This window comes from Kitasatospora cheerisanensis KCTC 2395, from assembly GCF_000696185.1.
GTDB lineage: Bacteria > Actinomycetota > Actinomycetes > Streptomycetales > Streptomycetaceae > Kitasatospora > Kitasatospora cheerisanensis.
This window is the reverse complement of sequence record NZ_KK853997.1, coordinates 2445795-2462448: the sequence shown is the minus strand read 5'-3', so window position 1 is coordinate 2462448 and position 16654 is coordinate 2445795. Positions and strand designations below refer to the sequence as shown.

Genomic DNA, 16654 nt, shown 5'->3' with positions numbered 1-16654 from the left:
CGCGGTCAGGCCTCGCGGTGGTAGGCGCACAGCGCCCAGATCACGAAGACGTCCAGCGCGATCAGCACCAGCGACCACAGCGGGAAGTACGGCACCGCGAGGAAGTTGTCGATCATGCTCACCGCGGCGAAGCCGACACCCAGGATCCGGGCCCACAGCATGCCCTTGATCACGAACAGACCGGTCAGCGCCAGCAGCACGCCGACCACCAGGTGGATCCAGCCCCAGGAGGTCAGGTCGAAGCGGAACACGTACCGGGGAGTGGTCACGAAGACGTCGTCCTCGGCGATCGCCATGATCCCCCGGAACAGCTCCAGCACACCGCTCACCAGCATCAGCACACCGGCGAACAGCACCGTCCCGGTCACCCAGGGCCGGTTCCCGCGGGCCGGTGGGCCACCCGGCCCGGTCGATGCCGCGGTCGGGCCGACGGACGCGCTCATGGGGAACCTCCTGGGGGGCGAGACAGATCTTGCGACGACCATCGGCCGTCCCGCCCGCCGGGCACCCGGGACGGCCCCGTTCGAGTGACACCCCGGCCCCGCACCGGAGCACCGGCCCGGGAACGCCCGCCCCGTCGGTACCGGATCGCCCCCGCCCCGCCCGCTGTGTTTACTGGTCACAGTGCCCGGGCCCCCGGCGAGGAGGTGCCGCAGCCGTGGCCGACACCCCCTGGAACGACCTGCCGCAGCCGCTGCGCCGCGTCCTGGACGGCACCCCCGCCGGCGTCGCCGTCCTCGACACCGCGCTGCGCTACCGCTACGTCAACCCGGCACTGGCCGCGATGAACGGCGTCCCGGCCGAGGAGCACCTCGGCCGGACGATCGCCGAACTGCTGCCCGGCATCGACCCCCGCGAGGACGTGCTGCGCGCCGTCCTCGCCGACGGCCGCCCCCGCGAGATCACCTCCAGCGGCCACACCCGGGCCGGCTCCCCGCAGGAGCACCGCTACTGGTACGGCGCGTACCACCGGCTGGAGACCGCCGGGCGGCCCGTCGGCGTGGTCGGCGTCGTGCTGGAGGTCACCGCCGCCCGCCGGCAGCAGCACGAACTCGAACAGGCCCGGGCCCGGCTCGCCCTGCTCGACACCGCCGCCACCCGGATCGGCACCACCCTCGACGTGGACACCACCTGCGGCGAACTCGCCGCCTTCCTGGTCGACCACCTCGCCGACGCCGCCACCGTCGAACTGCTCCCGCACCCCGACAGCCGGCACGCCCGCACCCTCCCCGACGGCGGCCGCCGCCTGCTGCGCACCGCGATCGCCGCCAAACCCGCGCTGCTGGAACAGGTCCGGCAGGTCGGCGAACGCGGCGAGTACGTCGACTACCGGCCCGACTCCGCCGTGCCGCGCTGCCTCGCCGAGGGCCGGCCGGTGATCGAGAACCTGATGACCGAGGCCGACCTGCGCCGCACCGCCCCCAACCCGGAGCGGATCGCCGACTACCGGGCGGTCGGCATCCACTCCGGCATGGTGGTGCCGCTCACCGCCCGCGGCCACCGGATCGGCACCGTCACCCTGCTGCGCACCGACCCGTCCCCGGGCTTCGACCAGGACGACGCGGTCGCCGCCCAGGACCTCGCCGTGCGCGCCGCCATCCACCTGGACAACGCCCGCCGCTACAGCCGCGAACACGCCGTCGCCGTCGACCTGCAGCGCGCCATGCTCGCCGAGCCGGGCAGCCCGCACCCCGACATCACGGTCGCCTTCCGCTACCGCCCGGCCGGCACCAGTGCCCTGATCGGCGGCGACTGGTACGAGACGGTGGCGCTGCCCGACGGCCGCACCGTGCTCGCCATCGGCGACGTGATGGGCCACGGCATCGAGGCCGCCGCCCACATGAGCCACTACCAGGCGATGCTGCGCGCCATGGCCCTGCTGGAGCCGAACGCCGACCGGCTGCTGGCCCGGATGGACGGCCTGGCCGGCGACGTGCACGACTACCGCCCCTCCACCTGCCTGGCGGTGTACGCCGAACCCGCCCGCGGCCGGTACTGCTTCGCCAGCGCCGGCCACCTGCCGCCCGCCGTGGTCCGCCCGGACGGCGAGGTGGCGCTGCTGCCGGTGGAGCCCGGCCCGCCGCTCGGCACCGGGCAGAACGGCTACGCCCCGAGCATCGTGGTGCTGCCGCCCGAGCACACCCTGCTGCTGTTCACCGACGGCCTGGTGGAGCGCCGCGACGAGGACATCGACCGATCGCTGCGCCGGCTCACCGCCCGCCGGCTGCCCGCCGGGGCCGGCCCGGAGCGGCTGCTGGACGCGGTGCTGGCCGGCGCGCCCGACCCGGCGGAGGACGACATCGCGCTGCTCGCCGCCGCCCCCGCCCGCCCGCGGCCCGGGCAGCTCCGCAGCCGGGAGGTGCTGACGGTGCTGACCGGCGGCCGGTGGAAGCCGCTGGGCTGAGGCCGCGGCGCTCAGCCGGCCAGGGTGCGCAGCGCGAGGGTGCGCAGGCCGGCCAGCCGGGCGCGGTCCCAGCCGTGGTAGACGGCGTTGGTGCACAGCACCACGTAGCGGCCGGTGCGCGGGGCGAGGAACAGGCTGGTCCCGGTGAAGCCGTGGTGGTAGGCGACGTCGTCGTCGGCGGTGACCAGCCAGGCCAGGCCGCGGTGCAGGCCGGGTTCGACGGCGGTGCAGGGGCGGCGGCTCTCGGCGAACCAGTCGGCGAGCGGGCCGGTTCCGCCCAGCAGGTGCTCGGCGAAGACGGCGAGGTCGGCGGCGCAGGAGAACACCCCGGCGTGGCCGGCCACCCCGCCGAGCAGGGCGGCGCTCGGGTCGTGCGGGGCGCCCCAGGTGCGGGCGCGCCGCGCAGCCGCTGCTCGGTCGGGGCGAGCTGCGGGTCGCGGGGCAGCGGTCCGTAGGCGGTGCGGGTGAGGCCGAGCCCCCGCCACAGCTCCTCGGCGAGCTCGTGCAGCGGGCGGCCGAGCAGCTCGGGCAGCAGCAGGCCGAGCAGGATGAAGCCGCGGTCGATGTAGCGGTGCCGGCCGCCGGGCGGGCCGACCAGCGGTTCGGCGCACAGGTGCTCGATCAGCGGGCGGCCGGTGTGCTCGTAGCGGGCCAGGCCGGTCTGCGGGAGCAGTCCGGAGGTGTGGGAGAGCAGCTGCCGGGCGGTCAGGTCGCCGCCGGGGGAGGGCAGTTCGGGGCGGAGCGCGCGCAGCGGGGCGTCCAGGTCGAGCCGGCCGGTGCGGACGGCGGCGCCGATCAGCGGCCAGGTGGCGAGGACCTTGGTGAGCGAGGCCAGGTCGTAGCGGGTGTGCGGGCCGGGCCGGGCGTCGCCGCACTCGGGGGCGACCAGGCCGTGGCCGACGGTGGCCCGGCCGGCGCCGACCTGGCCGACGGTCAGCACGCCGCCGGGGAACTGCCCGCCGTCCACGGCCTCGGCGAGGCCGGCCCCGAGGACGGCGGCGGTGTCGGCGCTCCAGCTGGCGTGTTCCACGGCGTCCCTCTCGTCCGGCGGGCCCTCCGTCCGGATTCTCGCCCGTGCCGGGCGGCGGAAACCCGGGGAGTCGACGGGCCGTCAGGCGTGCTGGCCGGCCAGGGAGTCGAGGGCGGCCAGGGCGCGGTCGGCGTCGTCGGCGGGGACGAACAGGTGGTCGTGGTGGAAGCCGGCCACCACGTTGCAGCTGATGCCCCGGTCGGCGAGCGCGGTGGCGACGGCGGCGGTGAGGCCGACGGCGTCCAGCGCGGAGTGCACCCGCAGGGTGATCCAGGCGGCGGTGAAGGTGTGCGGCAGGCCGAGCGAGTCGGCCTCCTCCTCGGAGACGACGAAGGTGACGCCCTCGGGTTCGGCCACCGTGACGACCGGCCGCAGCCCGGTCGGGACCCGGCCGGGCAGCGTGCAGTACACGTACCGGCCCGGGTTGAGGACGGGGCTCATGCCGGAGAGCAGCTGTCGAAGATCGCGTTCGCCTGCCATGGCGTCACGGTAGTGGCTGGTGGCGGCGGTGCGGGGGCGTTTCGGGGGTGTGTCGGGTCGGGGGCGGGGCGGGCGGGTATCGGAAAAGGGTTGTCGTTCGACAGTTACCGATATATCGTCGAGTTATCGAGATGCTTCGACGATCGGAGTGTCCGACAACCATGGGAAGCAGGTGTTCCGTCATGCGGTACGACAAGCGATTCGGCGGAGAGGGCCGGCGGCGCCGGGCCGAGGGGCCGGGCGTCCGGGACGGGCCGGCGAGGGCGAGGAGTTCGAGGCGCGGGCGGCGTTCGGGCCGTTCGGCGGGCCGGGGCGGCCGATGCCGCCGTTCGGGCCGGGGTTCGGGCCGCGCGGCCGGGGCTTCGGGGCCACGGCGGGCACGGCGGCCGGCGCGGCGGGCGGGCCCGGCGCGGTGACGTGCGGGCCTCGCTGCTCGCGCTGCTGCGGGAGCGGCCGATGCACGGCTACGAGATGATCACCGAGATCGGCGAGCGCACCGGCGGCGTCTGGCGGCCCAGCCCGGGCTCGGTCTACCCGACGCTCCAGCTGCTGGAGGAGGAGGGCCTGGTCAGCGCCACCGAGCAGGCCGGCAAGAAGCTGTTCGAACTGACCGAGCAGGGCCGGGCCGAGGCCGAGCAGGGCTCCGGGTCCCCGTGGGACGAGGCGGGCCGGCGCGGCGACTGGGAGGCCGTGCAGGAGGTCGGCGCCGCGCTCGCGGCGGTGGACCACGCGGTGCGCCAGGTCATGATGACCGGCACCGAGGAGCAGCGGGCCAAGGGCCTGGCGGTGCTGGCCGAGGCGAAGAAGAAGCTGTACCTGATCCTGGCCGAGGAGGCCTGAGCCCCGCCCGGCCGGAGCGTGACGGCCCGTCAGCCGCTGGCGGCGTCGTCGTACTCGTAGCGCCAGCGGAACCGGCCCTTGGCGTTGTACTCCTTGGCGCGCCGGTAGACCAGCGTGACCGCCGGGGTGTCGCCGTGCGCGGGGACGGGCACCCGGTAGACCTTCGGCGGGGTGTGCAGCGGGCTCAGCAGGATCGGCAGGACCCGGCCGTCCAGCGGGCCCCCGAGGAATGAGGTGTCGGCGCTCTTCACCGCTCCAGGGTAGGACGCGCGGCGGGATGTCCGGTGCGGGCGGTTGTGTCCGCCGTGCAGCGGCGGTGTGGCGCGGATGTGACGGGGACGGCACCGCGGACGGTCATGGACAGGGCTCCGGGAGCCTTATCCTGCTACGTACGCCTCCCGGGGTCAGCCCCGGGTCCGCGGGCCCGTACGGGCCGGGTGGGGCGCGCCGAGGTGCGCCCGCCCGCCGAGCGCGACTCTCGCACTCCGTACCCGCCCCGGACGTCGGCCGTCCGGAGAACCCGGCCCCGGCCGTCGGCAGACGCCCCCGCGCGCGGTGCACCGATTCGGGAAGCAGCGAGCGGCTCCGTGCGTTGGCGTCGGTTGTTGCGTCGGAGGCCGTGCCGCACCTGGCACGGCAGCTCAGCGGGTGCGGAAGGGGCCAGATGGAAGCCAGCAGCAGGTGGACGTCCTGGTGGCGGCGGGACCGGAGGCAGGACGATCCGGACGCCGGAGGGGACGCGGCTGCGAAGCTGGATCTGCTGCTGGGGGCGGTCCGGGCGGGGTTCCCGGTGGCGCCGGCGGCGCACCCGGCGGCCGGGTACCGGTGCTCGTGCGACCGGGTCGGCTGTCCGGCCCCGGCCCAGCACCCGGTGTCCTTCGCCTGGCAGTCCCAGGCCACCGTCGACGCCGAGCAGCTGGCCCGCTGGCTGACCCGCGACCCGGAGGCGAACTTCGTCACCGCGACGGGCCGCGCGCACGACGTGCTGGACGTCCCGGCCGAGGCCGGCGTGCTCGCCCTGCAGCGGCTGGACGCGCTCGGCGTGGGCGGCCCGGTGGCGGCGGTCGGCGCCGACCGGTACCTGTTCTTCACCGCGACCCGCGGCACCCCGCAGGACGAGGACGAGTGGTGGACCAGCGCGCTGGACTCCACCCCCGACACGGTCTCCGAGCACCCCGGGCTGCGCTGGCACTGCCGCGGCTCGTACACCCTGGTCCCGCCGGCCGCGCTGGCCGACGGCTCCCGGGTGCGCTGGCTGCGCGGCCCCGAGCAGCCGCTGCCGGACCCGCTGCGGGTGCTGGACGTGCTGACCGACGCCTGCACCGAGGTCGGCGCGGTCGCCGAGGAGCAGTGGCTGATCGGCTGAGCCGGTTCGGCCGGGCGCGCAGGAACGATTGTGCAGACGGCCCGTCACCCCCGGTGGGGCGACGGGCCGTTGCGCTGTCCCGGTCCGGCTAGGGCAGGGTGAGGATCTCCGCGCCGTCGGCGGTGACCACCAGGGTGTGCTCGAACTGGGCGGTGCGCCGACGGTCCTTGGTGACCACCGTCCAGCCGTCCGGCCAGATCTCGTAGTCGTAGGTGCCCAGGGTGAGCATCGGCTCGATGGTGAAGGTCATGCCGGGCTTGATCACCTGGGTGGCCCGGTCGCTGTCGTAGTGCGGGACGATCAGGCCGGAGTGGAACGAGGTGTTGATGCCGTGGCCGGTGAAGTCGCGGACCACGCCGTAGTCGAAGCGCTTCGCGTAGGACTCGATCACCCGCCCGATCACGTTGATCTGCCGGCCCGGCTTGACCGCCCTGATCGCCCGGTCGAGGGACTCCCGGGTGCGCTCCACCAGCAGCCGGGACTCCTCGTCCACGTCGCCGCACAGGTAGGTGGCGTTCAGGTCGCCGTGCACCCCGTGGATGTACGCGGTCGCGTCGATGTTGACGATGTCGCCGTCCTGCAGCACGGTCGAGTCCGGGATGCCGTGGCAGATCACCTCGTTGATCGAGGTGCAGATCGACTTCGGGAAGCCCCGGTAGCCGAGGTCGGACGGGTAGGCGCCGTGGTCGCACATGTACTCGTGCGCGACGGCGTCGAGCGCGTCGGTGGTGACGCCGGGGGCGATCAGCTTCGCGGCCTCCGCCATCGCCCGCGCCGCGATCCGCCCGGCGATCCGCATCTTCTCGACGGTCTCCGCCGTCTGCACCTCGGGTCCGGTGTACGGGGTCGGCGCGGGCTTGCCGACGTACTCCGGACGCGCGATGTGCGCGGGGACCTTGCGGGTGGGGGACTGCGTGCCGGGTACCAGAGCCATGACCGCGAGTGTATCGGCCGCCATCCGCCCGTCCCGGGCCGTGTGCGCGGCCGGAGCGGCGGGAATGATCACTGCTGACCGCCGCGGCGCCGCCGCGGGGCACGGGGACGGGAGACGAGACGATGGCGTTCGGCCGCAGCAAGCCCACCGGGAAGCCGGGGGAGTGGTTCTACTGCCTCAAGCACGGCAAGGTCGAGGAGGGCCCGGAGTGCCCGGCCAAGGACCGGCTGGGCCCGTACGGCAGCCGCGAGGAGGCCGCGCACGCCCTGGAGACCGCCGCCGAGCGCAACGAGGAGTGGCGCGAGGACCCGCGCTGGAACGACAGCCCGCCGGAGGACAGGGGCTGACGGGCCGTCACACCCCGGTGGCCTGCCGCTCGTGCTCGGCCCGCACCGCCAGCGCGTGCGGGTCGGTGCGCGAGTCCCAGGCCAGCAGCTTCGGGACGGACGCCGTCAGCGCCAGCACGCCCAGCACGCACATCACGCCGCCGGTCCAGATCGAGGCCCGCACCCCGACCAGCGCGGCCATCCCGCCCGCCCGGACCTGGCCCAGCTGCGGGCCCACCGAGTACGACAGCAGCTCCACCCCGGCGAGACGGCCGCGCAGCTCGTCGGGGATGGACTGGTTCCAGATCGTCGACCGGGCCACCCCGCTGATCTGGTCGGCCGCGCCCGCCGCGGCCAGGCACAGCAGCACCAGCCAGACGTTCCCGACCAGCCCCGCCAGCGTCATCGCGGCGCCCCAGCCGAGCGCGGCGACCAGCAGCATCCGGCCGTGCCGGTGGATCCGCGCCATCCAGCCGCCGGTCGCCGAGACCGCCAGCGCGCCCACCGCCGTCGCCGAGTACAGCAGGCCCAGCGCCCACTCGGCGTCCAGCGCGGACGCCAGGAACGGGAACACCGCGACCGGGAAGGCGAACAGCATCGCCACCGTGTCGATCGCGTAGGTGCCCAGCAGGTCCTTCCGGCTCCACGCGTAGCGCAGGCCCTGGCCGAGGCTGCGGAGCGAGGGCCGTTCGGCGCTCTCCGCGGGCGGCACCGGGCGCAGCCGGGCGATCAGCGCCAGCGAGACCAGGAAGGTCAGCACGTCCAGGGCGAAGGCGCTGCGCGGCCCGGCGACAGCGACGACCACGCCCGCCAGCGCCGGACCGGCCACCGAGGCGGCGTTGCGGTACAGCGAGAGCAGGGTGAACGCGGCGGGCAGCTGATCGTGCGCCACCACCCGGGGGATCATCGAGTCCAGCGCCGGGCGCTGCAGGCCGTCCAGCGCGGCGGTCAGCGCCCCCACCAGGTAGATCGGCCACAGCAGCGGGTGCGGGAGCAGCGCGTTGGCGAGCAGCAGGGCGGCCATCAGGGCCAGGCCCGCCTCGCTGAGCAGCACCAGCCGGCGCCGGTCCAGCGCGTCCGCCAGCGCCCCGCCCCACAGGCCGAACACCACCAGCGGCACCAGCTCGAACGCGCCGGCCAGGCCGACGGCGACCGGGGAGTCGGTCAGCTGCTTGATCTGGATCGGCACCGCGATGTAGGTGAGCAGGCTGCCGAAGGCCGTGATGCAGCCCGACGACCAGAGCAGGCGGAAATCCCGGGAGGATCGCCATGGCGTCAGGTCCGGTACGACCTTGCGGAGGAAACGGGCAGCAGCTGTCACGTGGTCAGATGCTGCGGGACCGGGACGGAACGGGGCAAGCGAATATTCGTCCGGCGGTCACCAGCGCAGCACCGGCGAGGCGGTCAGCCGCTCCGCAAGCCGGGCCAGCCGGGAGCGCGGCGGCACCGTCGAGGTGGCCGAGCTGACCAGGTGCTGCACCAGTTCGAACGGCTCGGGCCCGGCGTCCGGGACGGTCAGCCGCTCGTGCGCCAGGGCGGACAGCTCGGGGTCGCCGTCGTCCAGGGCGAGCAGCACCGCGCCGGCCCGGCGGGCGCCGTCCAGCCGTTCCAGCAGCGGCGCGTCGGCGGGCGCGGGGGCGACCAGCAGCACCGTCGCGCCGGCCCGCGCCTCCTCCAGCCGGGGCAGCCCGCACGCCAGGTGGCCCGGCGCGCCCGCCGGGACGGTGTGCCGCAGCAGGGTCGGGACGAGCTCCGGCACCCCGCTGTAGGCGGCCTCGTCGCTCAGGTGCGCGGCCAGGTGCCAGGGCTCGTAGCGGGGCGTGCCGACCAGCAGCAGGCCGCTGGCGCTGCGCCTGGTCACCGAGCCGCGCAGCGCGGCGGCGAAGTCGCCCGCCCGCTCGGGCCAGCCGGTGCCGGTCAGCGACTGCCGGAGTGCGGAAACTCTCACCGCGTCCATGCGCGACAGCATGCTCGGCGGGCGTCGCGTTTGGCAGGATCTTCGGCATGACGCAACCCGATTCAGTGAACCCGGCGGCCGGACCGGGCCGCGAGCTGCCCGACGTCTCCGACCTCGTCGTGGGAGTCCTCGGCGGCACCGGCGACCAGGGCCGCGGCCTGGCCTACCGGCTCGCCAAGGCCGGCCAGCAGGTGGTGATCGGCTCCCGCAGCGCCGAGCGCGCCGAGGACTGCGCCACCGAGCTCGGCCTCGGCGTCCGCGGCGCCGACAACGCGCGGTGCGCCCGGGAGAGCGACGTGGTGATCGTCGCCGTGCCGTGGGACGGCCACGCCGAGACGCTGACCTCGCTGCGCGCCGAACTCGCCGGGAAGATCGTGGTCGACTGCGTCAACCCGCTGGGCTTCGACAAGCAGGGCGCCTACGCGCTGCAGGTCCCGGAGGGCTCGGCCGCCCAGCAGGCCGCCGCGCTGCTGCCGGACTCCACCGTCACCGCCGCCTTCCACCACCTGTCGGCGGTGCTGCTGCAGGACGAGTCGGTCGAGACCATCGACACCGACGTGATGGTGCTCGGCGAGAACCGCGCCGCCACCGACACCGTGCAGGCGCTGGCCGGCCGGATCCCCGGCATGCGCGGCGTCTTCGCCGGACGGCTGCGCAACGCCCACCAGGTGGAGGCGCTGGTGGCCAACCTGATCTCGGTCAACCGCCGCTACAAGGCGCACGCGGGCCTGCGGATCACCGACGTGTGAGCGGACGGCGGCGCCGCCCCGCGGCGCCGCCGGGCCACCCCCGGCCGGGGCGCGGTGTTCGGTCGGCGAGAATGGCAGCGCACACCGCGCCCGCCCGAGGAGTCCCGCCATGCCCCGCAACGCCCTGTACGCCACGATCGTCCTGGTCCTCGCCGTGGCCGCCGCCGTGGTCTCGTTCGTCGAGGGCAACTGGCTCGGCGTGGTGTGGGTCCTGATGGCCGGCGTGGCCAGCAACATCGCCTGGTACTACCTGCGCAAGGACCGCGCCGCCCGGGCCGCCCGCGCCGCCCAGCCGCAGGCCTGATGCCTAGTAGGTCTTCCAGAAGCTGAACAGCATCCGGCCGACCTCCGAGAACCGGATGTCCGCGCCGAACAGGTCGAAGATCCGCACCGTCAGGTCGAACAGCCACTGGCCGACCTGGCTCTGCCAGACCAGCGCGAACAGCAGCAGCATGCCGTACGGCGCGATCGGCTCGATGGCGCGCCGGGTCTTGTACGACAGCCAGGGCTCGATGATGCCGTAGCCGTCCAGGCCGGGCACCGGCAGCAGGTTCAGGATCGCCGCGGTCACCTGCAGGTAGCCGAGGAAGGCCAGCGCCAGCGGCAGCGGCGAGACCGGCAGCTCGACGTCCTGGAAGACGGTGGGCACGCCCGGGTCGTCGAACCAGTTCTGGCTGACCGCCACCAGCAGCAGCACGCCGAACAGCGCGTTCACCAGCGGGCCGGCCGCCGAGATCAGGCTGTGCTTGAGCCGGCCGGAGATCCGGCCCCGCTCGATGTACACCGCGCCGCCGGGCAGGCCGATGCCGCCCATGATCATGAACACCACGGGCAGCACGAAGCTCAGCAGCACGTGCCCGTACTTCAGCGGGTTCAGCGTCAGGTAGCCCTTGGCGCCGACCGTGATGTCACCGCCCGCCAGCGCGGTCCGCGCGTGCGCGAACTCGTGCAGGCACAGCGACACCATCCAGCCCGACACCACGAACAGGAACACGCCGAGCCGGGTGTTGCCCCAGCCGGTGGCCAGCGCGAGGCCCGCGGCGAGGAAGGTGCCGGCCAGTGCCAGGAAGATCGGGCTGACCCGGCTCTCCGCGCTGCGCTGGCCGGTGCTGGCGTAGGTCATGGCGACAGTGCTCCGGAGCTGGGGTCGGGTGGGACAGGCGTCCGATCATGCCCGCCGCCGGGCGCGCCGGACAAGCGGCGCCCCGTGAACGAACGGTTGCGGACGGACGTTCCGCACGGGTGTGCGCCCCGGCGGGTCGGCGCGTCCACCAGAATGGGCGGGTGCACTACGGCATCCTCGGCACCACCACCGCCCACCACGACGACGGCACCCCGGTCGCGCTCGGCGGCGCCCGGCTGCGCGCCCTGCTGGCCGCGCTCGCCCTGCGCCAGGGCCGGCCCGTCCCCGCCGAACTGCTGGTCGACGAGGTGTGGGCCGACGAACCGCCGCAGGACGCCGCCGCCGCCCTGCAGACCCTGGTCGGACGGCTGCGCCGCACCGTCGGCCGCGCCGAGATCGGCTCCGGACCGGCCGGCTACTGGCTGACCGGCGCCCACACCGACGTCGCCGACTTCCAGCGGCTCGCCGCCGACGGCGCCCGCGCCCTCACCGACGGCGACCCGGCCGCCGCCGCCGACCGGCTCACCGCCGCCCTCGCCCTGTGGCGCGGCCCCGCCCTCGCCGACCTGCCCGACCGCACCGCCCCCGCCGCCCGCCTGGAGACCCAGCGCGAGGAGGCCCGCCGCCACCGGCTGACCGCCGCGCTCGCCCTCGGCCGGGCCGCCGAGGTCACCGCCGAACTCGCCGAACTCTGCCGCGACCACCCCCTCGACGAGCAGCTCCAGGCCCTCCGGCTGCGCGCCCTGCGCGCCGCCGGCCGCACCGCCGAGGCGCTCTCCCGCTACGAGGAGATCCGCCGCACCCTCGCCGAGCAGCTCGGCACCGACCCCGGCCCCGAACTGCGCGCCCTGCACCGCGAACTGCTCACCGCCGCCCCGAACCCGCCCCGGCCCCCGCCGCCCCGCCGGCCGTCCCCGCCGCCGGCAACCTGCGCCCCGGCCGCACCAGCTTCGTCGGCCGGGAGGGCGAACTCGCCACCGTCGCCGACGCCCTGACGGCCGGCCGGCTGACCACCCTGACCGGTCCCGGCGGCTCCGGCAAGACCAGGCTGTCCGTCGAGGCCGGCCGCCGCGAACAGGACACCGCCCGCTGGCCCGGCGGCGTCTGGCAGATCGAACTCGCCCCGCTCGACGACCCGGCCGCCGTCCCCGACGCCGTCGCCTCCGCGCTCGGCCTGCGGGAGACCGTGCTGCACACCGGCAGCGCCGTCGCCGAGGTGATCGAGGGCGGCCGCAAGGACCCGGCCCGCCGGGTGGTCGACCACCTCGGCCGCCGCCGCGTCCTGCTGCTGCTCGACAACTGCGAGCACGTCATCCAGGCCGCCGCCGACCTCGCCGACCGGCTGCTCGCCGAATGCCCCGGCGTCACCGTGCTCGCCACCAGCCGCGAACCCCTCGGCGTCCCCGGCGAGGCCGTGCTGCCGGTCGAACCGCTGCCCGACCCGTCCGCGCTGCGGCTGCTCGGCGAACGCGGCGCCGCCGCCCGCCCCGGCTTCCGCACCGACGAGGACCCGGCGGCCTGCGCCGAACTCTGCCGCCGCCTCGACGGCCTGCCGCTGGCCATCGAACTGGCCGCCGCCCGGCTGCGCGGACTGACGCCCCGCCAGCTCGCCGACCGCCTCGACTCCCGGTTCGCGCTGCTCACCGCCGGCTCCCGCACCCTGCTGCCCCGCCAGCAGACCCTGCGCGCCGTCGTCGACTGGTCCTGGGACCTGCTCGGCGACCGCGAGCGCGCCGTGCTGCGCCGGCTGTCGGTGTTCGCCGGCGGCTGCACCCTGGAGTCAGCCGAGGCCGTGGTGGCGGACGCCGAGGTGCCCCGGGCGGAGGTCGCGGACCTGCTGCTGTCGCTGGTCGACAAGTCGCTGCTGGTGGCCGGGCTCGGCGACCAGCCCCGGTACTGGATGCTGGAGACCATCCACGAGTACGCGGCCGAGCGCCTCGCCGAGGCCGCCGAGACCGCCGTCGCCGACCGGCACACCCGGCACTACCGGGAACTCGGCCGGGCCGCCCGGGCCCGCCTGCGCGGGCCCGAGCAGCTCGACGAACTCGCCCGCCTGGACAGCGAGCAGGAGAACATCCGGGCCGCGCTGCGCCGCGCCGTCGACGCCGGCCAGGAGCAGGACGCCCTGGTGCTGGCGCTGTCGATGGCCGGCTACTGGATGCTGCGCGACTACCGCGCCGAGTCCCGCGCCTGGTTCGAGGCGGTCGCCGCGCTCGGCCCCGACCCGTTCGCCGAGGACGCGCCGCCGCCCGTCCCGCTCGCCGTCGGCCCGCTGGACGTGCCGCTGCCGATGCCCCCCGAGCAGCTCGCCGAGGCCCGCCGGCACCTCGGGCTGCACCGGCTGCTCAGCATGTTCTCCGGGGACATGAGCATGCTCGACAATTCCGGGGCGCTGCGCACCGCCCGCCGGATCCTGGAGACCTACACCCCCGACCTGCCGCAGTCCTACCGGAACCCGGTGCTCAGCCGGGTCTTCACGGTCTTCCTCACCGGCGAGATGGAACGCACCCGCGAGGTGATGGACGACGCGGTGGCCGGCGCCCGCGCGCACGGCGGGCCCGGCGACCTGGCGTACGCCCTGCAACTGCGCGCCCGGCTGCTGAACGACCTGGCCGGCGGCCTCGACCAGGCGATAGCCGACAGCGAGGAGGCGCTCGCCCTCTACACCGCGATGGGCGACCGCTGGGGCCTGGCCGACGCGCTCTCCGCCAAGGCCGAGAACGCCACCAAGTCCGGCGACGCCGCGCAGGCCGAACTCGCCTTCCGGCAGGCCATCGAGCTCAGCACCCAGCTCGGGGCGCACCAGGAGGTGCCGATGCTGCGGGCCCGGCTCGGCGAGGTGGTGGCCGAACGCGACCCGGAGGCCGGCGAGCGCATGGTCCGCGAGGCCATCGCCGAGTCCGCCGCCGGGACCGGCGACGCCGAGGGCGCCCGGCTCTACGGACGCCTGGTGATGTGCCACCTGCACGTCCGGCGCGGCGAGTACGCCGAGGCCCTCGCCGTGCTCGACCAGCTGCCCGCCGACCCGGCCGTCCGCGGACCGCTGCCCTCGGTGTTCGGCGGCATCATCACCTGCATCCGCGGCTGGGTGGTCGCCCGCTCCGGCGACCCGCGCACCGGGCTGGACCTGATGCGGGACGGCCGCCGCGCGATGACCGAACTCGAAGGCGGCGCCACCGTCTTCGTCGAGCACATGGCGATGATGCTGATGACCCCGATCGCCGGCGCCCTGGTCGAGTACGCCCGGCAGTACGGCCACCCGGCCGCCGCCCGCCGCGCCGCCGAACTGCTCGGCGCCCACGACGGCCTGAGCGGCACCCCCGGCTCCTTCATGGAGCGCGCCGAGCACACCCGCAGCGTGCAGGCGCTGCGCGAACTGCTCGGCCCGGACGGCTACGCCGCGGCGCACGAGAAGGGCGGTCGCCTGACCCTCGGTGAGGCGACCGCCCTGATGAACGACCCCGGCACGTTCGACCCGGCCGGCGACTGACGCACCGTCGGCTGCCGCGCCGTCAGGTGCGCTTGCGGAACCGGGCCACCGCCAGCGGCGCGGTCACCACGGTGATGCCCGCCGCCCAGACCAGCACCGTCACCACCGAGCCGCCGACCGGCGTGCCGTTGATCAGCGCGCGGCAGGCGTCGGCCAGCGCCGACAGCGGGTTGTGCTTCGTGAACGCCCGCAGCCAGCCCGGCATGGTGCTGGGGTTGGCGAAGATCGAGCTGCCGAACTGCAGCGGCATCATCACCAGCATCGACATGCCCTGCACCGCCTGGGCGCTGCGCAGCGACATGCCCAGCAGCATCGACACCCACATCAGCGAGGCCCCGAACACCAGCGACAGGCCGACCGCGGCCAGCAGGTTCAGCGGACCGCCCTTGATGTCCAGGCCGAGGATCATCGCGAAGCCGATCAGCACCACGAAGGCGACGACCGCCCGCAGCGTCTCCGCGATCATCTTCGACAGCAGCACCGCCGAGCGGCCGATCGGCAGGGTGCGGAAACGGTCCATCACGCCGGTCTGGAAGTCGGTGTTCAGGCCGGTGCCCAGCGCCATCGCCAGGTTCAGGCCGGTGGTGCCGAGCAGGCCCGGCACCATGTACTGCATGTACTCGTGCTGGTTGCTGGCCATCGCGCCGCCGAACACGTAGACGAACAGCACGATCATGATGACCGGTACCAGCAGGGCGTCCAGCATGGACTCCGGGTCGGCCTTGATCCGCATCAGGTTGCGGCGGGTCAGCGCGCCCAGGTGGCGCAGGTTCGCGCGCAGGCCGATCCGGGTGTCGTCGGCGGGCAGCGCGGGGGCGGCGGTCACGGTGGCGGCGCTCATGCGACGGCCTCCTTCTCACGGGACGGGGCGGGGACGGAGGACTTGCCGGTGATCGTCAGGAACACCTCGTCCAGGCTGGGCAGCTTGGTGTCGATGCCGGCGATCCCGAACCCGCGGGTGCCCAACGCGCCGATCACGGTGGTCAGTTGGCCCTCGTCGGTGAGGTGCACCGAGAGCAGCCCCGACTCCTCGGAGAAGGTCGCCGGGATGCCCGCCTCGTGCAGGCAGCGGGCCATCTCCGGCAGCTCCTCCGGGCGCAGCGGACGCACCTGCAGGCTCTGCCCGCCGACCTGCGTCTTCAGCTCCTGGATGCCGCCGTTGGCGATCACCCGGCCCTTGTCGATGACGGTCAGCTCGTCGGCGAGCTGCTCCGCCTCCTCCATGTACTGGGTGGTCAGCAGCACCGTCGAGCCCTCGCCGACCATCCGCTGCACCTCGTCCCACACCTCGTTGCGGGTCCGCGGGTCCAGGCCGGTGGTCGGCTCGTCCAGGTACAGCACCTTCGGGCGGCCGATCATCGACGCCGCGAGGTCCAGGCGGCGCCGCATGCCGCCCGAGTAGCCCTTGGCCGGGCGCTTGGCCGCCTCGGTCAGCGAGAACCGCTCCAGCAGCTCCGCGGCGCGGGCCTTGGCCTCCCGCGAGGAGAGGTCCAGCAGCCGCCCGATCAGGTAGAGGTTCTCGTAGCCGGACAGCAGCTCGTCCACCGACGCGTACTGGCCGGTCAGGCCGATCGTCCGGCGCAGCTGCTTCGGCTGGCGCAGCACGTCGTACCCGCCGACGAACGCCGTGCCCGCGTCCGGCTTGATCAGCGTCGACAGCACCCGCACCAGCGTGGTCTTCCCGGCCCCGTTCGGCCCGAGCAGACCCAGCACCGTCCCCTCGCGCACCGTCAGATCGACCCCGTCGAGGGCCTTCGTCTCCCCGTAGTGCTTCACGATGCCGTGGACCTCCACGGCGTTCCGCAAGATTTCCGTCATGGGAACACCGTGCCGGGCCCGGCTGTCACCCCGCTGTCAGCGCGCTGTCAGACGCGATGACAGCGACCTGAAGGGCGGGTGCGGAAACAGGGGCGCGCGGGGCCTGCCGGTCCCCGCACGCCCCTGCCGGCGCGCAC

Annotated in this window: 16 protein-coding genes and 2 pseudogenes; 8 read left to right on the top strand and 10 right to left on the bottom strand. The window is 74.9% G+C overall.

What is annotated here, in order from left to right; all coding sequences use genetic code 11:
- Nucleotides 1-5 precede the first annotated feature (5 nt).
- Complete coding sequence (locus KCH_RS11075) at nt 6-443, bottom strand: DUF7144 family membrane protein (RefSeq protein WP_425268758.1); 438 nt, start codon at nt 441-443, stop codon at nt 6-8.
- 215 nt (nt 444-658) lie between these two features.
- Here KCH_RS11075 and KCH_RS11070 point away from each other — a divergent pair, with 215 nt between their 5' ends.
- Entirely contained in the window at nt 659-2404 is a 1746-nt protein-coding gene (locus KCH_RS11070) for a SpoIIE family protein phosphatase (RefSeq protein WP_051652958.1), read from the top strand.
- A gap of 11 nt (nt 2405-2415) precedes the next feature.
- On the opposite strand, the pseudogene KCH_RS11065 reads toward KCH_RS11070, so the two are convergent.
- Nucleotides 2416-3344, bottom strand: a pseudogene (locus KCH_RS11065) (serine hydrolase domain-containing protein).
- A 171-nt stretch (nt 3345-3515) separates the two neighbouring features.
- Nucleotides 3516-3914 carry an ACT domain-containing protein gene (locus KCH_RS11060; RefSeq protein WP_035862054.1) on the bottom strand — a complete coding sequence of 133 codons (399 nt, stop codon included), beginning with the start codon at nt 3912-3914 and terminating at the stop codon, nt 3516-3518.
- A 90-nt stretch (nt 3915-4004) separates the two neighbouring features.
- Here KCH_RS11060 and KCH_RS11055 point away from each other — a divergent pair.
- Nucleotides 4005-4754 (top strand): annotated as a pseudogene (locus KCH_RS11055) (PadR family transcriptional regulator).
- 29 nt (nt 4755-4783) lie between these two features.
- Here the strand turns inward: KCH_RS11055 and KCH_RS11050 are convergent.
- Complete coding sequence (locus KCH_RS11050) at nt 4784-5005, bottom strand: hypothetical protein (protein WP_035871521.1); 222 nt, start codon at nt 5003-5005, stop codon at nt 4784-4786.
- Nucleotides 5006-5418: 413 nt separating this feature from the next.
- Between KCH_RS11050 and KCH_RS11045 the strand changes: the two genes are divergently transcribed.
- A complete protein-coding gene (locus tag KCH_RS11045; protein WP_035862048.1) occupies nt 5419-6120 on the top strand; it encodes a bifunctional DNA primase/polymerase in 702 nt (233 codons plus the stop codon).
- Between the two features lie 88 nt (nt 6121-6208).
- On the opposite strand, the gene map is transcribed toward KCH_RS11045, so the two are convergent.
- Nucleotides 6209-7054: a type I methionyl aminopeptidase gene (gene map, locus KCH_RS11040; RefSeq protein WP_425268757.1), complete on the bottom strand. Its 846-nt coding sequence runs from the start codon at nt 7052-7054 to the stop codon at nt 6209-6211.
- 122 nt (nt 7055-7176) lie between these two features.
- Here map and KCH_RS11035 point away from each other — a divergent pair, with 122 nt between their 5' ends.
- Nucleotides 7177-7401 (top strand): hypothetical protein, encoded by a 225-nt coding sequence (locus tag KCH_RS11035; RefSeq protein WP_035862033.1) that lies wholly within the window; start codon nt 7177-7179, stop codon nt 7399-7401.
- A 7-nt stretch (nt 7402-7408) separates the two neighbouring features.
- Here KCH_RS11035 and KCH_RS11030 read toward each other — a convergent pair whose 3' ends face one another.
- Together KCH_RS11030 and KCH_RS11025 are read right to left on the bottom strand one after the other, a co-directional pair.
- Nucleotides 7409-8701, bottom strand: coding sequence for an MFS transporter (locus KCH_RS11030; RefSeq protein WP_035862030.1), 1293 nt, complete (start codon nt 8699-8701; stop codon nt 7409-7411).
- A gap of 57 nt (nt 8702-8758) precedes the next feature.
- Nucleotides 8759-9337 (bottom strand): hypothetical protein, encoded by a 579-nt coding sequence (locus KCH_RS11025; RefSeq protein ID WP_035862027.1) that lies wholly within the window; start codon nt 9335-9337, stop codon nt 8759-8761.
- 47 nt (nt 9338-9384) lie between these two features.
- Between KCH_RS11025 and npdG the strand changes: the two genes are divergently transcribed.
- A complete protein-coding gene (npdG, locus tag KCH_RS11020; protein ID WP_035862025.1) occupies nt 9385-10086 on the top strand; it encodes an NADPH-dependent F420 reductase in 702 nt (233 codons plus the stop codon).
- A 109-nt stretch (nt 10087-10195) separates the two neighbouring features.
- Nucleotides 10196-10390, top strand: coding sequence for a hypothetical protein (locus tag KCH_RS11015; protein WP_035862021.1), 195 nt, complete (start codon nt 10196-10198; stop codon nt 10388-10390).
- 3 nt (nt 10391-10393) lie between these two features.
- On the opposite strand, the gene KCH_RS11010 is transcribed toward KCH_RS11015, so the two are convergent.
- A complete protein-coding gene (locus tag KCH_RS11010; protein ID WP_035862020.1) occupies nt 10394-11209 on the bottom strand; it encodes a site-2 protease family protein in 816 nt (271 codons plus the stop codon).
- A 161-nt stretch (nt 11210-11370) separates the two neighbouring features.
- On the opposite strand from KCH_RS11010, the gene KCH_RS46575 reads away from it, so the two are divergent.
- Both KCH_RS46575 and KCH_RS11000 read left to right on the top strand, forming a co-directional pair.
- Complete coding sequence (locus KCH_RS46575) at nt 11371-12204, top strand: AfsR/SARP family transcriptional regulator (protein ID WP_051653932.1); 834 nt, start codon at nt 11371-11373, stop codon at nt 12202-12204.
- 191 nt (nt 12205-12395) lie between these two features.
- Nucleotides 12396-14699, top strand: coding sequence for an ATP-binding protein (locus KCH_RS11000; protein WP_341865370.1), 2304 nt, complete (start codon nt 12396-12398; stop codon nt 14697-14699).
- 22 nt (nt 14700-14721) lie between these two features.
- On the opposite strand, the gene KCH_RS10995 is transcribed toward KCH_RS11000, so the two are convergent.
- Together KCH_RS10995 and KCH_RS10990 are read right to left on the bottom strand one after the other, a co-directional pair.
- Nucleotides 14722-15540 (bottom strand): ABC transporter permease, encoded by an 819-nt coding sequence (locus tag KCH_RS10995; RefSeq protein WP_035862018.1) that lies wholly within the window; start codon nt 15538-15540, stop codon nt 14722-14724.
- A complete protein-coding gene (locus tag KCH_RS10990) occupies nt 15537-16517 on the bottom strand; it encodes a daunorubicin resistance protein DrrA family ABC transporter ATP-binding protein (RefSeq protein WP_035862015.1) in 981 nt (326 codons plus the stop codon). The genes KCH_RS10995 and KCH_RS10990 overlap by 4 nt, the downstream gene beginning before the upstream one ends.
- Nucleotides 16518-16654: the final 137 nt, after the last annotated feature.